This is a genomic window from Gaoshiqia sp. US2 (assembly GCF_059705485.1).
Genome location: NZ_AP048550.1, coordinates 6,160,197 through 6,181,907, shown reverse-complemented (window position 1 = coordinate 6,181,907; position 21,711 = coordinate 6,160,197). Strand labels below are relative to the sequence as shown.

The 21,711-nt window shown below is 46.5% G+C and carries 17 protein-coding genes; 4 read left to right on the top strand and 13 right to left on the bottom strand.

What is annotated here, in order from left to right; translation table 11 throughout:
* Window positions 1-36: 36 nt before the first annotated feature.
* Window positions 37-2,226, top strand: a complete 2,190-nt coding sequence (locus tag AC6H3C_RS24720; RefSeq protein WP_497518381.1) for an inorganic phosphate transporter — start codon at window positions 37-39, stop codon at window positions 2,224-2,226.
* Window positions 2,227-2,708: 482 nt separating this feature from the next.
* Here the strand turns inward: AC6H3C_RS24720 and AC6H3C_RS24715 are convergent, their stop codons facing one another.
* The 13 genes from AC6H3C_RS24715 to AC6H3C_RS24655 all read right to left on the bottom strand — a co-directional run bounded on the left by AC6H3C_RS24715 (window position 2,709) and on the right by AC6H3C_RS24655 (window position 17,714).
* Window positions 2,709-3,383 carry a GNA1162 family protein gene (locus AC6H3C_RS24715; protein WP_497518380.1) on the bottom strand — a complete coding sequence of 225 codons (675 nt, stop codon included), beginning with the start codon at window positions 3,381-3,383 and terminating at the stop codon, window positions 2,709-2,711.
* Window positions 3,380-3,730: a DUF4810 domain-containing protein gene (locus AC6H3C_RS24710; RefSeq protein WP_497518378.1), complete on the bottom strand. Its 351-nt coding sequence runs from the start codon at window positions 3,728-3,730 to the stop codon at window positions 3,380-3,382. Before AC6H3C_RS24710 ends, AC6H3C_RS24715 begins: the two co-directional genes overlap by 4 nt.
* Window positions 3,727-4,056, bottom strand: a complete 330-nt coding sequence (locus AC6H3C_RS24705; RefSeq protein ID WP_497518377.1) for a hypothetical protein — start codon at window positions 4,054-4,056, stop codon at window positions 3,727-3,729. The genes AC6H3C_RS24710 and AC6H3C_RS24705 overlap by 4 nt, the downstream gene beginning before the upstream one ends.
* A 4-nt stretch (window positions 4,057-4,060) precedes the next feature.
* Window positions 4,061-4,948 (bottom strand): CsgG/HfaB family protein, encoded by an 888-nt coding sequence (locus tag AC6H3C_RS24700; protein ID WP_497518376.1) that lies wholly within the window; start codon window positions 4,946-4,948, stop codon window positions 4,061-4,063.
* 431 nt (window positions 4,949-5,379) lie between these two features.
* Window positions 5,380-5,799: an outer membrane beta-barrel protein gene (locus AC6H3C_RS24695; RefSeq protein ID WP_497518375.1), complete on the bottom strand. Its 420-nt coding sequence runs from the start codon at window positions 5,797-5,799 to the stop codon at window positions 5,380-5,382.
* 290 nt (window positions 5,800-6,089) lie between these two features.
* The gene (locus AC6H3C_RS24690) at window positions 6,090-6,647 is read right to left on the bottom strand and encodes a hypothetical protein (protein ID WP_497518373.1); all 558 of its coding nucleotides are present in this window, start codon (window positions 6,645-6,647) and stop codon (window positions 6,090-6,092) included.
* 1 nt (window position 6,648) lies between these two features.
* Window positions 6,649-7,914 carry an RHS repeat-associated core domain-containing protein gene (locus AC6H3C_RS24685; RefSeq protein WP_497518372.1) on the bottom strand — a complete coding sequence of 422 codons (1,266 nt, stop codon included), beginning with the start codon at window positions 7,912-7,914 and terminating at the stop codon, window positions 6,649-6,651.
* A gap of 137 nt (window positions 7,915-8,051) precedes the next feature.
* Window positions 8,052-8,609: a hypothetical protein gene (locus AC6H3C_RS24680; protein WP_497518371.1), complete on the bottom strand. Its 558-nt coding sequence runs from the start codon at window positions 8,607-8,609 to the stop codon at window positions 8,052-8,054.
* Window positions 8,610-8,613: 4 nt separating this feature from the next.
* Window positions 8,614-9,909 carry an RHS repeat-associated core domain-containing protein gene (locus AC6H3C_RS24675; protein WP_497521294.1) on the bottom strand — a complete coding sequence of 432 codons (1,296 nt, stop codon included), beginning with the start codon at window positions 9,907-9,909 and terminating at the stop codon, window positions 8,614-8,616.
* 182 nt (window positions 9,910-10,091) lie between these two features.
* Entirely contained in the window at window positions 10,092-10,535 is a 444-nt protein-coding gene (locus tag AC6H3C_RS24670; RefSeq protein WP_497518370.1) for an energy transducer TonB, read from the bottom strand.
* Window positions 10,529-16,771, bottom strand: coding sequence for an RHS repeat-associated core domain-containing protein (locus AC6H3C_RS24665; protein WP_497518369.1), 6,243 nt, complete (start codon window positions 16,769-16,771; stop codon window positions 10,529-10,531). The genes AC6H3C_RS24670 and AC6H3C_RS24665 overlap by 7 nt, the downstream gene beginning before the upstream one ends.
* Before the next feature lie 21 nt (window positions 16,772-16,792).
* Entirely contained in the window at window positions 16,793-17,221 is a 429-nt protein-coding gene (locus AC6H3C_RS24660) for a T9SS type A sorting domain-containing protein (protein WP_497518367.1), read from the bottom strand.
* Between the two features lie 82 nt (window positions 17,222-17,303).
* A complete protein-coding gene (locus AC6H3C_RS24655) occupies window positions 17,304-17,714 on the bottom strand; it encodes a DUF4469 domain-containing protein (protein ID WP_497518366.1) in 411 nt (136 codons plus the stop codon).
* Between the two features lie 1,301 nt (window positions 17,715-19,015).
* Here AC6H3C_RS24655 and AC6H3C_RS24650 point away from each other — a divergent pair.
* The 3 genes from AC6H3C_RS24650 (at window position 19,016) to pepE (ending at window position 21,657) form a co-directional block, all read left to right on the top strand.
* Entirely contained in the window at window positions 19,016-19,903 is an 888-nt protein-coding gene (locus AC6H3C_RS24650; RefSeq protein ID WP_497518364.1) for a tetratricopeptide repeat protein, read from the top strand.
* Between the two features lie 98 nt (window positions 19,904-20,001).
* Complete coding sequence (locus AC6H3C_RS24645; RefSeq protein WP_497518363.1) at window positions 20,002-20,865, top strand: hypothetical protein; 864 nt, start codon at window positions 20,002-20,004, stop codon at window positions 20,863-20,865.
* 81 nt (window positions 20,866-20,946) lie between these two features.
* Window positions 20,947-21,657, top strand: coding sequence for a dipeptidase PepE (gene pepE, locus AC6H3C_RS24640; RefSeq protein WP_497518362.1), 711 nt, complete (start codon window positions 20,947-20,949; stop codon window positions 21,655-21,657).
* Window positions 21,658-21,711 lie beyond the last annotated feature (54 nt).

Here is a 21,711-nt window from a genome sequence, read left to right as displayed (position 1 = left end):
TATGGAACGTTTGCTCTGGCCATTTCTGATTTGGTTGTGGGAGTAAGCAACGACGCGGTAAATTTCCTGAATTCAGCAATCGGATCGAAAGCGGCTCCCAAGTGGTTAATCTTTACAGTTGCCAGTCTCGGCGTACTGGTTGGGGCAGTTTTTTCAAGCGGAATGATGGAAGTGGCGCGGAAAGGCATTTTCCACCCGGATATGTTCTTTTTCTCCGAAATTATGGTCATTTTCCTGGCGGTTATGATCACCGACGTGATTTTGCTGGACATGTTCAATACTTTCGGGCTTCCCACGTCTACAACAGTGTCTATTGTTTTCGAATTGCTTGGATCGGCGGTGGCGGTTTCGCTGGTAAAAATTCAGCAGGCCGGCAGCAGCCTGTCAGAGCTTTCAAAATATATCAACAGCGAAAAGGCGCTGGCGATCATTTCAGGCATCCTGGTTTCGGTTATCATTGCTTTTGTTGTAGGCGCCGTCGTCCAGTATCTTTCCCGCCTGGTGTTCTCGTTCCGGATGCACCGGACTTTACGTTATTACGGGGCCTTGTTTGGCGGCCTTTCTATTGCGGCGATGACTTATTTCATGCTCATCAAAGGAGCCAAAGGCGCTACCTTTATGTCGGAAGAAATGGTTGATTTCCTGATGAATAATATCTTCATGCTCTTGGTGGTCAGTGTCATTGGCTGGACCATTATTCTGCAATTGTTGTACTGGATATTTAAAATTGATATTCCCAAGGTGATTGTGCTGGTTGGAACCTTTGGTCTGGCCCTGGCGTTTGCCGGGAACGACCTGGTGAACTTTATCGGGGTCCCGCTCGCCGGATTCCAGTCATTCACAGCCTGGAGGGCTGCCGGCGGAGTTAGCGCCGACGCCTTTTCGATGGAGATGCTGAAAGGGAAATTGCCGACGCCTGAATATATGCTCGTGATTGCCGGATTGGTGATGATTATTACCCTGATCACTTCGCGGAAAGCTCGGAACGTGGTGGCCACTACAGTCGATTTATCCCGCCAAACGGAAGGGGATGAACGTTTTGGTTCTTCCATCTTATCCCGGGTAATCGTCAGAAAGACCATCCAGGTGAATAAAAATTTGCGGAGATGGCTGCCCGACCGGGTTAATACCTTCATTGATTCCCGTTTCGAGCAGGCCCGGGAGGCGCGCCCTGTCAGGGGAGAAGAAAAAGCTGCGTTCGACAAGATTCGGGCATCAGTTAACCTGATTGTTTCAGGGATCCTCATCTCTTTGGGAACTTCGCTCAAGTTACCCTTATCAACCACCTACGTTACCTTTATGGTGGCGATGGGAACCTCGCTGGCCGACCGCGCCTGGGGACGCGAAAGCGCCGTTTACCGGATCTCGGGTGTGTTTGCCGTAGTTGGAGGTTGGTTTCTCACCGCCCTGATCGCTTTTACAATATCCCTGTTTATCGCCGGTATTATTGCCATTGGCGGAAACTACATGGTTTTTGCCTTTATGGCATTGGCGGTTTTCACGGTGGTGCGTACCCATACCGTACTGAAAAAGAAAATTGCGGCCCGAAAAATTGAAGACGAAGAAAGCATCTCGTTTAATGACGAGATTGAAAAAGTAATCGAAAAAACCAAAAAACAAGTGGTGAATTCCGTGTTGATGATTAACCAGGTGTATTCGGTGAGTATCGAAAGTTTTCTGAATGAGGACCGGGTCCATGTGCGCGAAGCGCTGGATGGAATCAATACATTCAATAAAAAGACAAAGAAGATGAAGACCAAGGTTTCAGATGTGATCGAAACCTTGCAACAAAGCGATTCGCTGATTATCAGCCAGTCGTATGTACAACTTGTTGAATACCTGCGCGAAGTCACGCACTCGCTGACTTACCTGGCGGAACCGCTTTACGAGCACATGGAGAATAACCATAAGCCGTTCGTCCAGACCCAGGTGAAGGAACTGTCTGTCTTCATGACCGAAATCAGCGACTTTGTGAATATGACCCTGCATGTCGTGAAAGAAGAGAAGTTTGAGGAAATTGAAAACATAATCCGGCAGCGCGACGTCATCTTCAACCGCTTGGCCATCATGGAAAAAGCCCAAATCAAACGGATCAAAAACAAGGAGGTGAACACCCGCAATTCGGTGTTGTACTTCAACATCATCAGCGAAACCAAAAACCTGCTGATGAACTATGTGAACCTGATTAAAGCGCAGCGGGACTTCTTCTCCAACGCGAAAAAATAAACCGCCCATAAAAACAGAACCGGCAGCCCAATCAGGCTGCCGGTTCTGTTTTAACCCTTTAAACCCGTCTTGTTCAGGTTAGGTTACTTGTTCCGCCTACGGGCTGCAACCTTCAACCTTCGTGGAGAAGTTTTCCACAATCGTGACGGAGGTTTCCGTGTCCGGTTTTTTTGTTTCCGTGTGTCCGGCCAGTGTGGTTCCGCTTTCGTGGTTTTGCTGTCCGGGTATGCGGGCTAAGTGTCCTTTTTTGAGGAGAAAGCTGCCGGGTGCGTGGTCTGTCCGCCTTCGTGGAGAAGGTTTCCGGTACTCCGTCTTGCACGGCATATGCTTAAGCTTGGAAATGGAGGAGAGCGGAAAGCGCCGGGAGCTAAGTGCCTGGAGTTAAGCCGCAACCGTCAGTAACAGGAAAGATTATTTGTTTGATGGGTTAACAAAGAGGCCCGCCAATATGGCGGGCCTCTTTGTTATAGTTTACTAAGATCTTAGTATTGATTTTTAAGAACCTGTTTAAACTCAGCCGGTTGAGCTTTCAGCTCGCTGTCTAGCCCGAAGGTGGGGCTGTATTTTCCCGACGGGATATCGGCAACCGTGTAATAGTTGCAATTCCGGGCAACCACAATTTCTTTGGTAAGCGCGGTGGCCAGCATGCTGCCAACAACGTTCCCGATGATACTTCCGGTGTTGACCGAAACGTTCAGGGTGATATCACCTGTACGATGAAACAAAATCTCGTCGGTTCTGGTCGACTTCAGCAGGTATTCAATTTTGACATTGATCTGCGAGGCGATGGCCGTTTTATTCCATTCGTGGATGGTGGTAAATAACACCGCATCAACTCCGAATAAATCGCCAACCTGTTTCATGGAGTTGTTGATGAACAGTTCGGCATCATAGGCGCTTTCTTCTTTTAAGATTTCCATCGATAAAAGCGGGGGCATTACATAGTAGCCCCTTAAGGTTAAGGGTTGGCTCAATGAGCTGTAGAAAAGTTCTTTAGCCTCAACCTTGGTGCTTTTGTTGATCGGTGGGAGCAACAAAACCGAAAGCGGTTTCTCCTGGTAAATGTTTTTATAGGCTTCGGATTTTGGTAACAGTTTTGCATTCGAACAGCTGGCAAGTATCACTGCCGCTACGACAAAGTAGAGTAGATTTTTCATTCTTCAAATCGTTTGATAATTCGGTCAATAAATGGTTTCGATTCCGGGTACATCATGGTTTCTTTGATCAGGAGTTCTTTGCCTTTGGCTACCTCGCCTTTTCGAACCAGGATGTAGCCATAGTCGGCACAGACTCCCGGGGGTGGAGCTTTGCGTGTTCCGCCCGGTTTATTGATCAGCTTTTCGTAAATCTGAATCAGGTTCTCGGTACTCTGCTCGTCGGCAGTCTTGGTATAGGCATATACTGCATCGTCGTACCCACGCCAGTTGTAAAGCGGTTTTTCGGTGGTACACGAAAAGGCAGCCAAAGCAAAAATTGCAATTAGAGTATACTTTAGCGATTTCATGGAAGTATGATTTTTTTGGTTTCTTGTAATCCGATAAAGATGTTTTCGTCAGTTAATATGTTGTTTCCCGACACCACCTGAATTTGGTGTTTTCCGGGGGTAATCACTACCGGATGGGCTTTCCGGATAGCTTTCAGTTTGTACACTTTTTCAACCGGGTAGCTGGTTCCGTCGACTATTACCGATACGTTTTCGTATTCCTGTCCGTTTGTTACGACCACCACAAACGACGAATTGTCCTGTCCTGCGGAGCGGGTACTGTACTGGTGAGGTCCGCACGCGCTAAAGGCAAACAGGGCAAGTATAAAAATGATGATTTTTTTCATGGGATTATTTTTTCTCAACAATGTAATACTTGTCTAACTCAGCTGTGTCAATAGTTCCGTCGACTAACGAAGCAAAGGAGATCTCATCCTCAGGCGTTGAACCCATTGTTTGATCGATGCGGATTGTGCCTGCCACTTTACCGGGCAGTTCAATATTCAGCCCGGTTTGCGGGTTTTTCACCATTTTCCCTCTCGCCATGATCGTGAACGTATCGCCTTCTTTTAGTCCTTGCGATTTGCCGCCCGAAATAATGTAGGTGCCGTCTTCAACCGAAAGAAAGTAAGCTTTCCAGGGTTTGTCCATGCAGCTGTTGATGATGTTTTCGACCAGCTTTGAAATAGCAGCCGAAATGGCTTTATCCGATAAGGTTGCATCGAAATCGGCAGATTGGCCAAAGCCCATCACCCGTTTGTCTTCGGCAGTAGCTTCACCTTTGGCCTCGCCGCTGTAAATAATAATACCGGTGGATACATCGACCAGGCGTACACTCACACCAGCTTCAACAATTTGTTCTTTACTGCTCGAAAAAACCTTTTGTGTGCCAATGTTTTTACGCCCATATTCGGTGATTGAGCCAATAATGAGGTAATCGGCGCCAATGTTTTGTGAAATACCGCCACTCGTGTTCAGTTCACTTACAATTTTGTCGTAGTCCTGGCGTTCAATCAAAAGAAATTTTTCGGAAGCAGCTAACCGGGTCGACAAAATGTCGCTCGCTTGCTTTCCCATCGGGTCATTTTCCTTGTCGTAGAAAACGCTTTTTGCATATTGAGTCTCGTTTGAAAAACGCCCGATAGCAACTTTCCTTTTCAACGCCATTTCCTGTTGTGCGTAGCAGGAAATACTTACCAGAAAAGAGATAAGCATTAAAAGGGAGATGGATTTTTTCATAAAAAATAAGTTATTTAATTAATTAAACTTGCTTTCCGAATCAGGAAAAACTTTTTTCTTATACGTACTTTGGTGTAAAACTTTCTGAATCCAAGCTGTTTTTTTGCATCCTCCTGTTTTTTAACGACACAATTTATGGAAAAACCGGTTATCAATTAACATTTGTTTTATAAAATTTCATAATTCATATTATTTCTAAATAAGTGTTTGTGAGATGAAATTCCCCGCTGGCGCAAATTTGCAATTTGTGCCTTTGGCCTTTTGGGCAAACTCCGTTGAAAGCAGGACAAACCATTTTTTGTTTTTGCAAGCAAGACACGATTTGCAAAAGTGCGCCAGCGAAGAGGTAAACTTTTGCTTTTTTAAAGCAAGACACAGGCTGCAAACCTACGCCAGCGGGGGCGGATCAGCCAAAATTTATCAGCTATTTTCTAAAAAATGATAGAAAAACCTATGTTGCCACCAATACCTTTGGCGGTTGTTTTCCAGTCGTCAAGTTTTGTAGTTGCCGAAGCATACCCCAGGCTGAAATCAAGTGAAATAGACTGGTTGATAAATACTGCCAAACCACCGCCCAACTCATACCCGGTGATGTTTCCCGTTTCTTTTTCGTCGTAGCCCCACTTTTGCCAGCCGGGCCCAACGGCTGCCTGTACAAACGGCTTGACATTGCTTTTGCCGAAATATAACCGGGCAAACGGCAGGAGCATAGTCGTTGTTTCGGTATATTTATCCCCGTTTTCCTTTTCGCTTGCGCTGCTCACTGATAATTGCAGCCCTACGGCCAGGTTGTTGGCAATAAAATAACCCGCGGCAGGAGTAAAACTCCAGGGTCGACATTTTACCGGCATCTTCGCTGGTTTGGCCGTTTTTAAGTTTTACCGAAAACGATGAAAAATCCAGGCTACTGGAAGCGCCTAAAAGGAAATTGCCCTTTTCGGTTTGGGCATTAGCAGTCATCGATAATCCGACCAGTACGGCCATGAGAAAATTAAGTTTTTTTTCATTGAAGTTGATTTTATGTTCTTAATTGTGCTGAAAATTACTGTCAAGTTTAAAAGAAGCCGCCCGCCGGTTGGCAAGCAGCTTCTTTTTAGTTATCTCACGGCACACTTTGCAATAATGCGCCAGTGGAGGAACATTACTTACTTTTCTGTCGATAGATTTTTTGAAAAACTGTACTAATGTTATTCCTGTCTATAAATATTGGATTAATCTTTCCAATTTTTTGAGTAGGTTCAATTATCATATACGTTGTTGACTCGATGTGTGTCTCGGATAATTCATTTAATAGAAAATCAAACATTAATTCTAACGAACCTATTGATAATCCTGCCGTATTGAGTTCAATAAAATTAACGCTGTCAATTCTTTTCTTTAAAAAGATATTGATTAATCGAACATCCCATCCCGAAAGAAAAGCCATATTTTCTTTTGCGAACTTGGAATATGGTTGCGTTAGAAATTTTCTCAAATAATCTATGTTGTTATTGAGTAATTGAAGAGCAACTTCATCTATGTTTTCGGATTGAAATTTCACCCAATATGGATATTGATAAATAGTTAAACCTACTAGCTCCTCACATACCTTAACATCTCTACCTGGAGGCATAAAAAGCAACATAATACTGCCTTTCTCTAATTTAAAGGGGTTTATTGATAAATCTACATCCCCTTCAAAACTGACAACTGTTAGCATATCAATCAATTTTATAAATTTTCAATCCATAATTTGATGGATGTGAAGGAGTCCATCTACCAGTATTTATCAAATGGTTTATATAAAAACTATCGCTTGTTTGCTGGTAGAATCTGTAAGCGGCATACATTCGATGATGACCATCGCCTATATAATATTTACCCTCTGAGGTATAGCCTCCAATTTTGTGGTTTAAATCAAAATTGCCCGATTCCATTTGTTTAAGGTACATGTCAGATATGTCAGAATTAAGCCCTTTTTGTGTTCCATAAACTCCATTCTCAGACAATATACCTCCTGGTGATTTTGTTGCAATCGGTTTCCCTGTCAGAGGATTTATCCCGTTAGCATATGATACTCCAACTGTTGTTGCAATCCCAAGCGCTGCACCCAGAGCCATACTGGAGCCAATTCCTTTAAACGAATTTCCGAATGCTTCTCCAAGGCCTTGCCTCTGAAATAATCCGGCAGCAGTTCCCCCGGCTATGTGTCCGGCACCGGCCGCAAGGGGTGAAACTACGGCGGCTCTGGCTAAAGGACTGCTAACATTGTTTACCAGTATCGAAGAGTTTGCGGCCCAATAACCAGCTGCACCCCCTCCAAAACCGGCTGCACCGCCAATGGCCGAACTGATGCCAACTTGTCCCCAGTTAATATCTTCAAAGCCCGAAAAATTTTTCCCGGTTTGTGAAACTATACTATTGGTACCTGCCGTTACAGAGCCACCCAGGGCGCTTACCCCGGCTGTGGCCCAGAAACCGGCCCCTGCACCCCCTGTTCCAGCAACTAACGCTCCTGCTCCTGCGCCAACAGCAAAAGATGTCAGCCCCTGCCAAAAGCCATCAATATGATCCCAATTGGCTACGAGGTTTACCACCCCACCAACCAATGCCCCGATAATGATATGCCAGAATTCCCCGTCCGGGTCGTTGTACTTCAGCGGGTTGTTCAAACAATAGCTGTAGCGGTTCAAATTTTGGCTGAAGTCGGGTAACTGCACGTAGTTGTCGGGGCTCAGGAAATGCCCCACAGCCGGGTCGTAAAGCCGACCGTTCATATTAACCAGGCCAAACCAGTTCAGGTGCTCATGCCCGGTGTACCCACGCCCCAAAAACAGCTCGGGTTCGCTGTCGGGGGCAAAGGTTGTTTGGCTGGCCGGGTCGCGCAGGCGCCCCCAGGCATCAAAGCTCAGCTCCTGTGTCAAAGAACCGTTGCTGTCGGCCAGGTGGGTGATGCTGCCCAGGTAGTCGCGGCAAATGTAGTACAACTGCCAACTGCCGCTTCCCTGTTTTTCAAAGAACGCTCAACGAATTTCGCGAAAGTATAAAAAGAAGCCATCCGGCAATCGCCGGACGGCTTCTTTTTTCAAGTAATATCTGCAATAGATTCCCGGCTTTGGAAAGATCACTCTTTTTGTATTATTCCATTCTTTTGAATAACATACCTTTCTGTACTTTTCTTTTTTATCACATTTTCAAAATCATCATCAAAACCTTCAAAATAAATCTGTCTTATAACATGGAGATTCGAAACAGTTGCTGTTTCCATATAGAAGGTATCCGATACAAGTTCATACTTTGCCAACCGGATGGCATCAATTAGATGACCAGAAAGATCATAAGTAGCTAGAAATATCAATTTGAATTCTCCATCAAAGCTAATCGTAAAATCAGTTAGAATAACCTTCCCGATAATATCTTCGCTTACCTTAAATTCAGCATATTCAAAATATTCAGCATTTCTTTTTAACAATTCGTAAATACTCTCTTTCTCTCCATATCTTACTGATTTTATCGGATCTAATTGCTTTAATCCTTTTGTGGAGAAAGATTGTAAAAATGCCGAATCTATCTTTAGCTCAAATTCTACTTCCTCTCTACTTTGAGACTTTCCTATCATACACCTACTTGCAAAGTTCAAACTGAAGATTGCAAAAACAACTAAAATAATTTTATTATACATAGTATTACCATTTTATCTGTCTAAAATAAATAGTGGGATTATTTACATTATTTAATTTGGTTGTCGATATAATTTGCAATATGCCAGAACCCGATGATGGATGTAACATTTGCCCATTACCAATAATTGACGTCACATGGTTTATTGATCCATTAGAACCCCAATCATAAAACATTAAAATTCCCGGGTCTCTGCTCGTTGTTGAAACCGTATGTAAATCAAACAACTGCTGAGCAGTATAATCTCCAAATTTAGGATTTTTTACATTACGTATTCCATAACAGACGGTACTCGAACAATCAAAAGAATCTGGACCATTTGATCCATAAACATATGGCTTTCCTGCCAATGCTTTAACCTCTTGGGCATAGAGCTTATTGTAATAAGAATCACTTGTTTCTACCATCCTACTAAGAGGCGTTAACGGTCTCATCGATTCTGGCATTCTTCCCACTTGGGTTCTTCCAACATTCAGACTTGCCTCAGGGAAGCTATCAGCCAATTTAGGAGAGGCAACTTTTGCAGCCAGAACCTTTGCCACGGTTCTATCGGTAGGGGTTCCATTCCAGAAATTATTTCCTTTTAGGGATGCACTAACCCCACTGGTTATACCACCAATGGCTGCTCCACTGACACCACCCACAAGACCGGACAAAAGCCCTTGTCCAAAACCGGCGCCATCCAGCCATGCGTTGCCTGCTCCTCCAACAAATCCGCCCGCACCTCCTGACGCGGCCCCGCTAAGAAAACTTACTGTTCCTCCAAATTGCGCAAAAGCTCCATAGCCCGCGGCTCCGGCTAAACCTCCAATAGCAGCGGCACCAAACGCATCCCAAAAGTTATCAATTTTCCCACTTATAGCTCTTGAAGTTACATTTAGAACTGCTCCAATAGCGACGGCGAACCAAAAAAATTCTCCATCGGGATCATTAAATTTCAATGGGTTATTCAGAGCATAGCTGTAACGGTTCAGGTTTTGGCTGAAGTCGGGCAACTGCACGTAGTTGTCGGGGCTTAGGAAACGCCCCACTGCCGGGTCGTAGAGCCGGCCGTTCATGTTCACCAGGCCAAACCAGTTCAGGTGCTCATGCCCGGTGTACCCACGCCCCAAAAACAGCTCGGGTTCGCTGCCGGGAGCATAGGCTGTTTGGTTGGCCGGGTCGCGCAGGCGCCCCCAGGCATCAAAGCTCAGCTCCTGTGTCAAAGAACCGTTGCTGTCGGCCAGGTGGGTGATGCTGCCCAGGTAGTCGCGGCAAATGTAGTGCAACTGCCAACTGCCGCTTCCCTGTTTTACGTACACCGCCAAGATAAAAGCCCCGTTTCCCCCGGAGGGGGAAAAGCTTTGGCTTCAGTTTTTCAAAGAACGCTTAGCTAAGTTAGCAAAAGTTTAAAAGAAGCCGCCCGCCAACCAGAGGGCAGCTTCTTATCAGTTTTGTTTTTCACAAGTACAGTTTATAAAACCGTGCCAGCGATGGAGATAAGCTAAGGTATAAAAGAATCAGGAGTCAAATTACTGTTCCCGAAATCTTCGATCTTTTTAATTTCAAATCTAACAGGTACTGTAAAATGAAATAAAATAGGCTTCCCATTCAGTTTTGCCGGACTATCATATTTAATTAATTTGGTAATCCTAATGGCTTCTGCATCTAAATCATTCCTAACGCCTTTTTCAATAATATGATTTTTAGTGTCACCTAAAGTATCTATAACATAAGAGACATATACTATTCCTTCTATCGAATCTGCAATTGCCGTTGGAGGATAGACAATTTCAGACTGAATAAATCTCCTTAGGGTCTCTTCGCCCCCTTTATATAAAGGGCCAGAATCAAATATATACCCCATCTCACAAATACTTGTGTCCTTTTGTGAAAATCCATTTAACGCGGATATCAATATTAAAATTGAAAATAATGTTTTTACCATCTTCTTGGAACTTTATAGATAAAATGCCACCATTTATTACTGTACGACGTGAATGTATAAGGGGGATTATAATCTTTAAATAAATTAAAAATATTCATCCGGTTTTCGGTATACCTAATTGCTCCCATATAATCCATGTTATATCCAGATAATCCTTGATTCTTGTATTGATGTATTACGCCTAATCGTTCTTCTGGCATATTTGAAAAACTAAACACCTCAGAATTAGCCAATTCAAATCCATCCAACCCATTACGTGCAAATCTTCTCATGTGAAAGGATTCTTTCAAATAAGTGTTCATTAATGCACCATAAGAATCAAATGCTCCCTCTGTATACCTTATTCCATATTTTGAATGGTCATTCTTATTAAACCAGAAATAACTTTGTCCTTCTCCTCCAACATATTCACCTTTGAACCCAAAATAATCCAAAGCCCCCTGATAATTTTCAGCAGCAACAAAATTACTCAATACTTTATCATTTGTTCTGAACCCTTTTCCCCTGACAAAATTGGTTGTCTGTTCAGGCAGAACTACTGCCGAGATACTAGGATTGAAACTAAAACCGTCACGGCTAACGTCCCAAGAAGATAAATTTCCGCTCCAACGATTATGGCTGATATTGTAATTGGCACCAACGGTCAGGAAATTGGTACTTATGGGTAAGCCGGAATAAATTGAAGCTCCTGCTGTGTATCCGGCACTCCAGCCACTCCCAGGGGACCAGGAAACAAAAGCTGCATTAAACATGTAACTGGTACCGGCGAAAGCGTACGGATCACCTGATTTTAAATTAATACCCCCTCCTGCCTGAACACTGGCTAATCCCGGAATTCCTAAAACAGCTGAAAAACCAATACTTAACCCTCCCTTCTTGCTCCAGCTAATATGAGGAAATATCCAGAACAATTCCCCATCCGGGTCGGTGTACTTCATCGGGTTATTGAGGCAATAGCTGTAGCGGTTCAGGTTTTGGCTGAAGTCGGGCAACTGCACGTAGTTGTCGGGGCTCAGGAAACGCCCCACTGCCGGGTCGTAAAGCCGGCCATTCATGTTCACCAGGCCAAACCAGGGCAGGTGCTCATGGCCGGTGTAGCCGCGGCCCAAAAACAGGTTGGGTTCGCTGCCGGGAGCATAGGCTGTTTGGTTGGCCGGGTCGCGCAGGCGCCCCCAGGCATCAAAGCTCAACTCTTGTGTCAAAGAACCGTTGCTGTCGGCCAGGTGGGTGATGCTGCCCAGGTAGTCGCGGCAAATGTAGTGCAACTGCCAACTGCCGCTTCCCTGTTTCACGTACACCGCCGGGGCCGAGTAAGCATCGCCGCCAAGGTACAGCTTTTCTTTGGTACCGCCAACGCCCAGGTCTTTTTCGTAGCAAGCGCCCAGGTAATGGCGTACCAGCTGGATGACGCCGTTTTGTTTCAGTTCCATCTTTACCCGCTGGCCTTCGGCATTGTAGGTAAAGCCGGCCAGGTAGCCGTTTTCGGCGATGTTTAGCGGTTGTTCAAACGAGCTGTAAGTTATATTTTGGTTGCGCAGGGGCACCGCATTGGTGGACAGGTCGGCGCCCGACAAGGCGTAGGGCTTACTGCTGTTGGTATAATAAAAGGTACCCACATCGGTTTTCCCGGCCAGGTTGCCCTTGGCATCGTAATTTGCCGTGTAAGTTCCGTAACCGGTCAGCCGGTTTAAGCCATCGTAGTCAAAACTTTCTGTTTTATTCCGTTTATTGTCTTTCCGGCTAAGCAGGTTGCCAGTGGCAGCTTCAAAGCTGTAGGTGGCATCCATCAGGCTGCCTGCTGCGCGGCCGGTGGGTATGCCGTAGTCGTTAAAAGCGTACTGCCGGGCAAACGGGCCGGTGGTAACGGCAGTTGGCAGCCCCAGGGCATTTTGGGTCGTTAGCTTAAAAATGGAGGTGGCGCCATTCAGCTTAATTTCGGTCAGCTCGCCGTTGGCGTAGCTATAATGCTCGCTGGTGATGGTCCCGTCGGTAGTTTTATAGGTCAGTGTCTCCGGGTTGCCATCTGTTTTATAGGTATAGCTTTTTTCGAGCCACAGGCCGTCGGCGCCGGTTTCTTTTTCGGTTTTTAACCGGTTGTAAACATCGTAGGTATAAACTATTGCTGTGCCGTTGTTGCTGGTAACCGTTTCCAGGAGGCCGTCGGTATTATAATTGTAGCTGGTCGAAAACTCCGGGTAGCTTTTAGAGATTATCCTTCCATAATTGTCGAAAAGCATGTCGGTCACCCGCCCTTCGGCGTCAATTTGCTGGTTCAGGTTGCCGGAGGCATCATAATTATAGGTTGTTATCCCGGCCGAAGGATCGACGATTGTTTTTTGCCGCCCGTATTCGTCGTAGGTAAAACTGGTAGTGACATTGCCGGGCGCGAGGACAGACGATGGTTGCCCGTCGGGACGGAGGGTGTAAGTTATGGCGCCGCCCGGGTCTTCGGCCTTAACCAGTTTGCCCAGTGCATCGTAGGTACGGGCAGAGGCAATGCCTTCGCTGGTCGTGGTTGTTTTAAGCCCGTCGTACGAGTAGCTTATTGTTTTACCAGAGGCCTTGGTTACTGATAGCGGCCGGTCGTAGCTATCGTAGGCATAGGTGTTCCAGAACGATGCGACGGAGCCGGTAAAGGGCAGCGAGACTTTCTGCAAACGGCCGTAGCTGTCGTACAACTGATCGGTTTTAGACCATAACCCGTCGAAGCGTTGCACTGCCTGGCGTACTTCGCGGCCAAAGGTATCGTACCAGGTTTTTTGTGTGGCCTGCCCCGTTGTTGTTTGGGTAATACAGTACAGCCCATTGGTACCTGCAGCATCCCAACTGTAAGTGGTTTCGGTAACCAGTCCCAGGGGATTTGTTTTTGTTTTCAGCCGTCCGAACTCGTCATACACCAGGTTGGTTTGCTGTCCTTTATGGTTTTTGGTGTAATCGGGCAGGCCGTTAGCCCCGTAGTGGGTTTCGGCGGTAAAGCCCATCGGGTCGGTTTCGCTGACCAGGTGACCAAAAGCATCGTACACATAGGTAGAAATTAACTGGGCCGATGAGAAATGGCTCTCACGCCTGGTCGTTACTTTGCCAAAGCTGTCGTACGCAAAGGATTCCTGCCCAATCGCTTTCCCATCGACTCTGTACACTTTGACAGTTGGGAGCCCTCTGCTGTAAACCGGGTAGAAAAAACCGGTTGAAGAGCTGGTCCCGTTCCGGGTAGTTGTTATGGTTTGATCATGCAGGAAGCCCAACAAATACAAGGCATCGCTGGTCGAGTTTGAAAAAATGTTGTCGGTGGTTACCGTAATGTTACCGTCCAAACTAACTGTTTCGCGGGTCGGGTTTCCGTAAGTATCATAGGTGTAACTGCTTGAAGTGTTTGTCTTTTTCAGTTTATCGTAGGTGGTTTTTTGGGAGAGCCGTATTTTAAGTATTTTATTGGCCTGTACCGTAACCGAAAACTGGTACGTGTTTTTGGCGGTTGGCGATTCGTCGGTTTTGGGAACCATGTAATTGTACGGGTCAGTTTCCTGAACAAACGACCGCCCCCGGATGTTGTCGTAGCTACTGATGCGCCCGAACCCGCGGAAGCCAAGCCCCTGTTTGTGGATGACGGCATTAGAATAATTGTACGAAACCGACTCCTTTTTTTGTCCGTTCAGCCACACTTCCTGTGATGACAGCGCCCACAGGGGGCCGTTGAGGTTCTCATAAGGAAAAACCGCCCCGGAACCTTTAGTGTAAACAGGTCCGCTATTGTTATATGCCTGGCTGTTAAGCTTCCGGTAATCGTTGCGGTATTCTACACCCAAACTGCTAACGGCTGTTGTCAGCATTCGTTCACGGGTATCGTCCCGGGGAAAGATAAATTTTGTTACAAAACCGTCTTTTAAACACAGCAACTGGCAGAAAATATTTCGACTGACGATACTGGTTGGCACCAGCTTGGAGTAGGTTGTTTTTCTGTAGGAGGTTTCATATGAAGACTGGGGCGTTCCGTTTTTGGTCAGGGAAACAAAGAAAGCACCATTATTGTATGAGATAACGTCACTTATTCCGTCCCCATTTACATCCTGAAGTAACAAGCCACTGTATTCGCCAGTTTCTCTCCATGGGCCTGTAAAAGTGGTTTTATAGAACTGTCCGTTCCCCATGGAGTGGTAAATCGACCACAATGTTCTGTTCTCTTTGTGAGAAACAAGAAGGTCTACCTGCCCATCTCCATCAAATTCTCCCGGAACCAAGTCATATCCTACTAAATTAGCTTTTTTCAGCCCGGTGTAGGTAGCTACCTTCCGCATGGTATAGGTTGAGCCGGAAACATCGAAGGTATAAATGTTGGTCCCCGAATCGTTTATCAGGCACACGTCGCTTTTACCGTCCCCATCGTAGTCCATTACAAACAAGCGATCGGTATTATCAAAAGCAGCCTGCGAATCGGTCTGTCTTACCCCAACAAAATCAACGATATACGGAAATACATAGGCCTCGTAAAGCTTCGAACTGCTGTCTAAATCGAATAAATAACATTTGGACGTGATGCTGGTGTTCCCAATCGGGTTGTGGCACGATACGGCCAGCACTTCCATTTTGCCGTTCCCGTTGAAGTCGCCGGTAAAATAAAATTTGGGATGAATGCTTTTCCCCCCGTCGGCATCGGTCAGCACGGTCGGGAAGTTGTAGGTGCGGGTATATTTAAGCGCCAAACCCGCGTAAAGGTTGGCCGAGTAAACTTTAAAAGTCAACTGGTCGTAACTGCCGTTTACCTTATTGTTCACCTTAACCACTTCTTCCTCGTATTTGCCGTCCACATCGGCGCAAAAGATATCGATAAAACCGGGTTCTGTTGTCAGGTTTGGCATCGGAGACGCCAGTGAACCGGATAATCCGGCGTACAGAAAAATCTTCTCATTGCCTGTATAATAATTGTCATACCGGTTTTGGGAGTGACGGAACGTTGTTTTATTCCGGTAATGGTTCCAGTAAGGGTTTTTGTTGGGCAAAGAAATCATCCCGTCATCGTCCGATCCATAGTCAAATTTGCCCTTGGTTACCCGGATCAAACCGGGGGAAGAACCAGCCTCAAACCATTCCAGGAGCTGAACATTACCTGATGTATAAGCAGTCTGGTTGTTGTCCGTGCCGTAGGAAAACAGCAGGGGATTGAACGAATTACTCCCCGTCGAATAGTCTATCCGGCTGACCGCCGAATTGTTTTTTATGGTTGTGTAGCCAATTGAGTAGGAGTGCAGGATATTGCTGCCGTACTTACAATTGATTTTGGTTAACCTGCGGTTTTCGTACAGCTGCAAACCTCCGCTGTACGTGTAAAAAGCATCAGGCCGGGTGGTATCATATTCAAAACTGACACTGGCCCCGGCATTGTCGCCGTAAGTTATATTGCTGATATAATACCGGTAAAACCAGAAATAACCATAACTGACAGTATTCCCTTGCAAATCGGTCATTTTAGTAAGGGGGTATTCCAGGTTCTGGCTGTCGTAGTTTTCTGTATCACCATAAATGCCCTTGTTGCCGTTGGGATAAAGCACCTCGAAATACGAAACAATACCATCGGAAAGGTAGGCGATTGCTTTTATTTGTCCTTGTTCAGTTTCATAACGGTAGGTTGTGGCTGTACTCCCGGTTTTTATCAACCGGACGCCATCCAGGGCAAAGGCATCGTCTTTATTCCTGTTTATCCCGCCTGAAGCCCCGTCATAGTAAATGGATTTGTTTATCCGCGTAATTGACGACAAACCGCCTAAACTCCATCCAACTCCAAGAGGGCCGTTTCCACCGGAACTGTTATAAACCATTGCCAATTGGGGCTGAATACCTTTGGGGCCAGGATAAACATCAACGGGGACCTGGTAAGTGGCTCCCCCTGCCGGCGATGTGCCCGGGATAATCGGGATTTCGCCAACCCCTTTGGATTGGTCAATGCTGACAGAAAGTGTATAGGCAAGAGGCGCCGCACTCTGGCTGGAGATACCGGCATTAGCTGTTTCATCTGTTTTATCATCATTGCCGACAACAGGGGCTGGTGATTGTTTTATTTCCGGATCGGGATAAAGCGCTTTTTTTACCGAATCTTCCCATAGGTCGAGCTGTTCATCGGTCCAGTTTTCCAGGTCAGGCTTCGACACTTTCTTTTTTGGCTGTGCCTGGCCTTCAAAAGAGAGGAAGATGGCCAGCAGGAACAAAGTTATTCCGTATCCCATGTAGTATTTTGTGTTCATAGCGATTCAAAATATTGCAAGTTATTTTTTAATAATCTTCCAGGTCGAAGTTTCTGCCCCAAGGGTGATTTTCATCAGGTAGTAGCCAGCCGGGTGGGCGCTGAGGTCAACAGGGGTCAAGCCGTTTTCAATCCGCCTGGTCAGGATTTTCCGGCCGTTCATGTCGGTAACGGTAATCGCCCCTTCAGGCAGATTTCCCGTATTACTGATGCTGACAGACAATAATCCTTCTGTTGGATTTGGGTAAATCTTTATTTCCTGTTCCGCAAGCGTCTCTTCAAAAACTTGCTGTTCCTGCATTGCACTTTTGGACACGTAAGCCGATTTCAGTTCAATAACCCGCTCAATCCGGTTCCCGGCATTGTCGTAATGGTAAATAATATCCTGGGCATACAAGCCGGTGCCAAACGTGCACAACAGGAAAAAACTAATAAGTACAATTTTTCTCATGTAGTCAATTATAAATTAATGTATCAATTAAATATGGTCCCATATTTTCCGGGCCTTACCTTCCATGTTCCGTGGAACGCGCTTATACAACCATCAGCTCGGCGGGCAGAGCCCCTTTGCGCAGGCCGTTGGTTTTGTATAGGGCAGCCCGCACCTCAACCCGATAGGTTCCAGCCGGTAGGGCAGGCACCAAAAAGTCGAGCTGAGCAGGCTTGTTGCGCGACACGGTGGCCACGCGGGTTTCGCTGCCATTGGGCGCGACCAGGAAAATGCCCTGGGCGGCATCGGCCGGGTCGAACTTCAGGCGGCTGCCTTTCAGTTGGGCAATGTTGCCGGGGGTAAGCGTCTCGTTGCGGGCGCCGCTGCCCAGGTCGTTCATATACAGGTCGATTACATCGTCCTGTGTTTTGCTTTGCTGGTTTTGCACCACCGCCATGTAGTCGGTCGGGTCGGTGGTCAGGTGGTTTTCAAACAGGGCATAGTTTAATGCCATCGTGGTAGTTTTTTATCTGAAAACGGTTATCTCGCGAACATGCGCCGGGCAAAAGCTGATGTAAAATAACCCGGCACACGAAAAACAGGGCTGTCCGCCGGGCAGGGCTGCCGTTTGGACTAAGGTTAATTGACAGGCCGGAATAATAAAGATCGAATCGATTAAACCGGCTTCATGGGTTAATTCACTGAACCATACAGAAGTACCCCCCCTGATGTGTTGTTAAACAGAAATATTTTGTTCAAGAAAATTTGGATTTTGTTCGTCAAAGACAGTGATTCAAAAACACCCCCAAAAAGTATGCTTTCGTTGTAAAAAACGAACATTTCAATTTTAGTGAACAAAATAATATGGACGAAAAAAGTGAAAAGAAGTGATCGGTGATCGGTAATCAGTAATCGGTGATCAGCGGGGGTTGGTGGTCATTGGATAATTGGTCATTGCGGCTTGTAGCTTGTAGCTAAAAAGTACCTGAGCGCCTGAGTACCTAAGTGCCTAAGCAAGACTGCTGCTTTTCAGGGTTCTGTCATTAGTCACTGGTCACTTGCAGCTTGCGGCTTGCAGCTTGGAGCTAAAAAGTGCCTGGGTAGAACCGCGACTGGACACTGTTACTGACCACTGGTACTTTCTTCCGTCTTCGGTAATTCGTGTGCTGGTGTCTTCGTGTTTAATTCTTCTTATGGACACCTTTACTGGTGCGGCGCATGAGGCGTAAGTATTTTTTGCCATCCCGGCGGCTGCGCCTTGTTGTTGCCTGCCGGCCTGATTCCCCGGGTTTCTCCGGCAGTTGCCGGCTTACCCGGGGCTACCCATATTTCACCCCGCCGGGGTGGGAGGACAATCGGTGATTCCCTTTGCGAAACTTTGCGGCTTCTCCTCTTTCTTTGCGTTTAAAAAAGGACCAGAGTACCTAAGTGGTAAAGCGCCAAAGTAACACTGCGACTTGCGACTGTATTCCGGTCTCCGGTCTCCCGTCTCCGTTAATTGGTCATTGGATAATTGGTCATTGCAGCTAAAAAGTACCTGTGTAAAAAACTGAGACTGAACACTGGTACTTTCATTAGTCATTAGATAATTGGTCATTGCGGCTTGGGGCTTGCAGCTTGCAGCTAAAAAGCACCAGAGTAGAACCGGGACTGAACACTGTTACTGAATACTGTTACTTTCTCCGTTCTTCTGTCTTCCCGCTGACTGTAAATCGCAGTGCCGGGCCTTTCTGTCCAACACCTCCTCAAACCGCTTGCATTTGGGCTGCAAAACAAATATGCTACCTTTACCGTTTCAACTTAAAAATGAAGGAAATGAAAAGAAGGAGTGAGATCATCATGATGATATTCGTAACAATCATCATGGGTTGCAGTGCGCCTAAAGTGATTGTTTCGCACCGGGCAAACGCGGAAACAGCAGAAGCGGAAGGTCGTTTTGAGGCAGCCACACAGGCCTGGAACCAGTATTTTGATCAGCAACTCGCCGCGGGCAGCGAAATCAGTCCCGAGGAATATGCCAGGGCAGCCAAAACCGCCTACCGCGCCAACGAGGTCGCCCTGGCCGAAAGTTGGTTCGGTATGGCGCAATACCGTAACTATGCCGACCCCGACATGTATCAGGCCCTGGCGGCCATTTATCAGCAGCAAAATAACCTGAACAAAGAATTGGCGGTTCTGGAAGCCTATCAGGAAAATTACCCGGAGCAGGCAGATACGGCCGGAATAAGCGTTCGCCTGTTCGACCGGTATATACAGATGGGAAATAAGGAAAACGCGCTGAAAATCTGGCCATTTATGAGCGCTGAAAAGCGGAAGGAGGAAAAGTACCTCAACCAGTATTTTTTGATTCAACGTCAGCTTGATCAAAAAGAAAGCTGCGACACCATTGCCGGACAGTTGCTGGAAATCAATCCCCGGCACACGGATGCCCTCGAATGGTTGGGCGATAAATATTACCGGATGGCGGAAGACCGTTACCAGCTTGAAATGAAAAAGTACGAAAACAAGCGTACCCATTTGCAGCATCTGCAACTCGTGCAGGAACTGAAGCTGGTGACAGCCGATTTTCAACAGGCCCTGACCTATTTTAAGGTGTTGTGGGAAATGAATCCCGGGCCGAAATATGCGCCTTACCTGGTCAATATTTACACCCGTTTCGAAAACCCGGAACAAGCCAATTATTACCGGAAATATTTAAAGTAATTGGTTGGCGCCCGCTTGCAGTGGCCGGTGTTTTGAACATTCGAATTTTAGAAATTTGATTATACCTTTGTTACGATATCAATAAGCCGGAAAACCGTATGGTAAATAAGTTAGAAAAACGGGATTGTTCCCGGTTCCGCCTGGCACAGGACCTAAGCCTGGTTTTAAAAAAGCTTTTTCTCTTTACGGGTATATTTCTTTTCGCCGTACAGAGCCAGGCTCAGTATTGGGATACAAATCCGCCAACAAATCCAACGCTGAAATCACCCACGGTGATTAACCTGAAAAGCCTGCCGATCGAAGGATTTAATTTTTGGGAAGATGAGTTTAAGGGACATTGGGCCGGCATTCACTTGGGAGTTAACGGGCTGGCACGGGCCGATTACTCCATGTACCCCGAACACGAACAGGACTTTCTGGATGTGAATCTGCTTCGGTCAACCACCTTTCATGTCAACCTGTTTCAATTGTCGAAAGGCTTGCAGCATACGCGAAACACCGTTGGGCTGGTAACCGGCCTGGGCATGGAGCTTCAAACCTATTACCTCGATAAAAATACCAGTTTTGTGGCCGGCGATTCGCGTATTGAACCGGTTCAGCTTTATTTTGACAACAACCAGAAATCGAAGTTTTCGTCGATTTACCTGAACATGCCGCTTTTGCTCGAATTTCAGGTTCCCCTGAAACACTATAAGAACCGCCTGTACTTGTCCGGCGGGATCACATTGAGCAGGCAGCTGGGCTCACACACCAAGATAAAGTACCGGAAGAATAACCAAAAGCAAAAGCTGAAAACCCCCGACGATTTTTACACGCACGATTTCCGCTATTCAGCAACAGCGCGTTTGGGCTATCGTTGGATCAATTTGTTTGCGACTTACGACCTGAGGCCCTTATTTGAGGAAGGAAAAGGGCCCGAAGTATATCCGTTCTCGGTGGGCCTTGCCCTGATTTCGTTCTGAACCGGGCGAAATCCTGACATATTTCCTGTGTGGCAAGCCGCGAAAATTTTATTTTAGCCGATAAAAGAAAAGAAGATATCCATGAAACTGTTACTGATCAGCAATTCAACCATGCCGGGCGAAGCCTACCTGGACTACCCCAAACAGGAAATGAAAAAATTTCTGGGTGAAAAACCGGTAAAAGCCCTGTTTATTCCCTATGCCGCCGTCACCTTCACGTTTGATGAATATGAGCGGAAAGTGAACGAACGTTTCGCCGAAATCGGTCATTCGGTGGTGAGTATCCATCATTTTGAACAGCCGGAGCAAGCCGTGGAAGACGCCGAAGCCATCGTTGTTGGCGGGGGAAATACCTGGCAACTGGTACGCATGTTGCACGACCGCGGGCTGATGCCTTTGATTGCCCGGAAAGCGCGGGCCGGGGTGCCCTACATGGGCTGGAGCGCCGGATCGAACATTGCCTGTCCGACCTTACGGACAACCAACGATATGCCGGTTACCGATCCGACCAGCTTTGCGACAACCGGCTTGGTTCCTTTCCAGATTAACCCGCACTACCTGGATGCCAACCCCGACGGGCATGCCGGCGAAACCCGCGAACAACGCATCGAAGAATTTCTGGAAGTAAACCCGGATGTTTACGTGGTCGGGCTTCGTGAAGGAACCATGCTAAAACTGGAAAACGGAAGGCTTGATCTGATTGGTCCGCGTACCGCCCGGATTTTCAAAAAAGGGCAAACGCCGAAGGAATTAACCGCCGGGGATAATTTTAACTTTTTGCTGGAAATATAAAGATCATTGGCTCCACACCGGCCTCCTGAAACAAAAAAGACCCGCGCGTGGCAG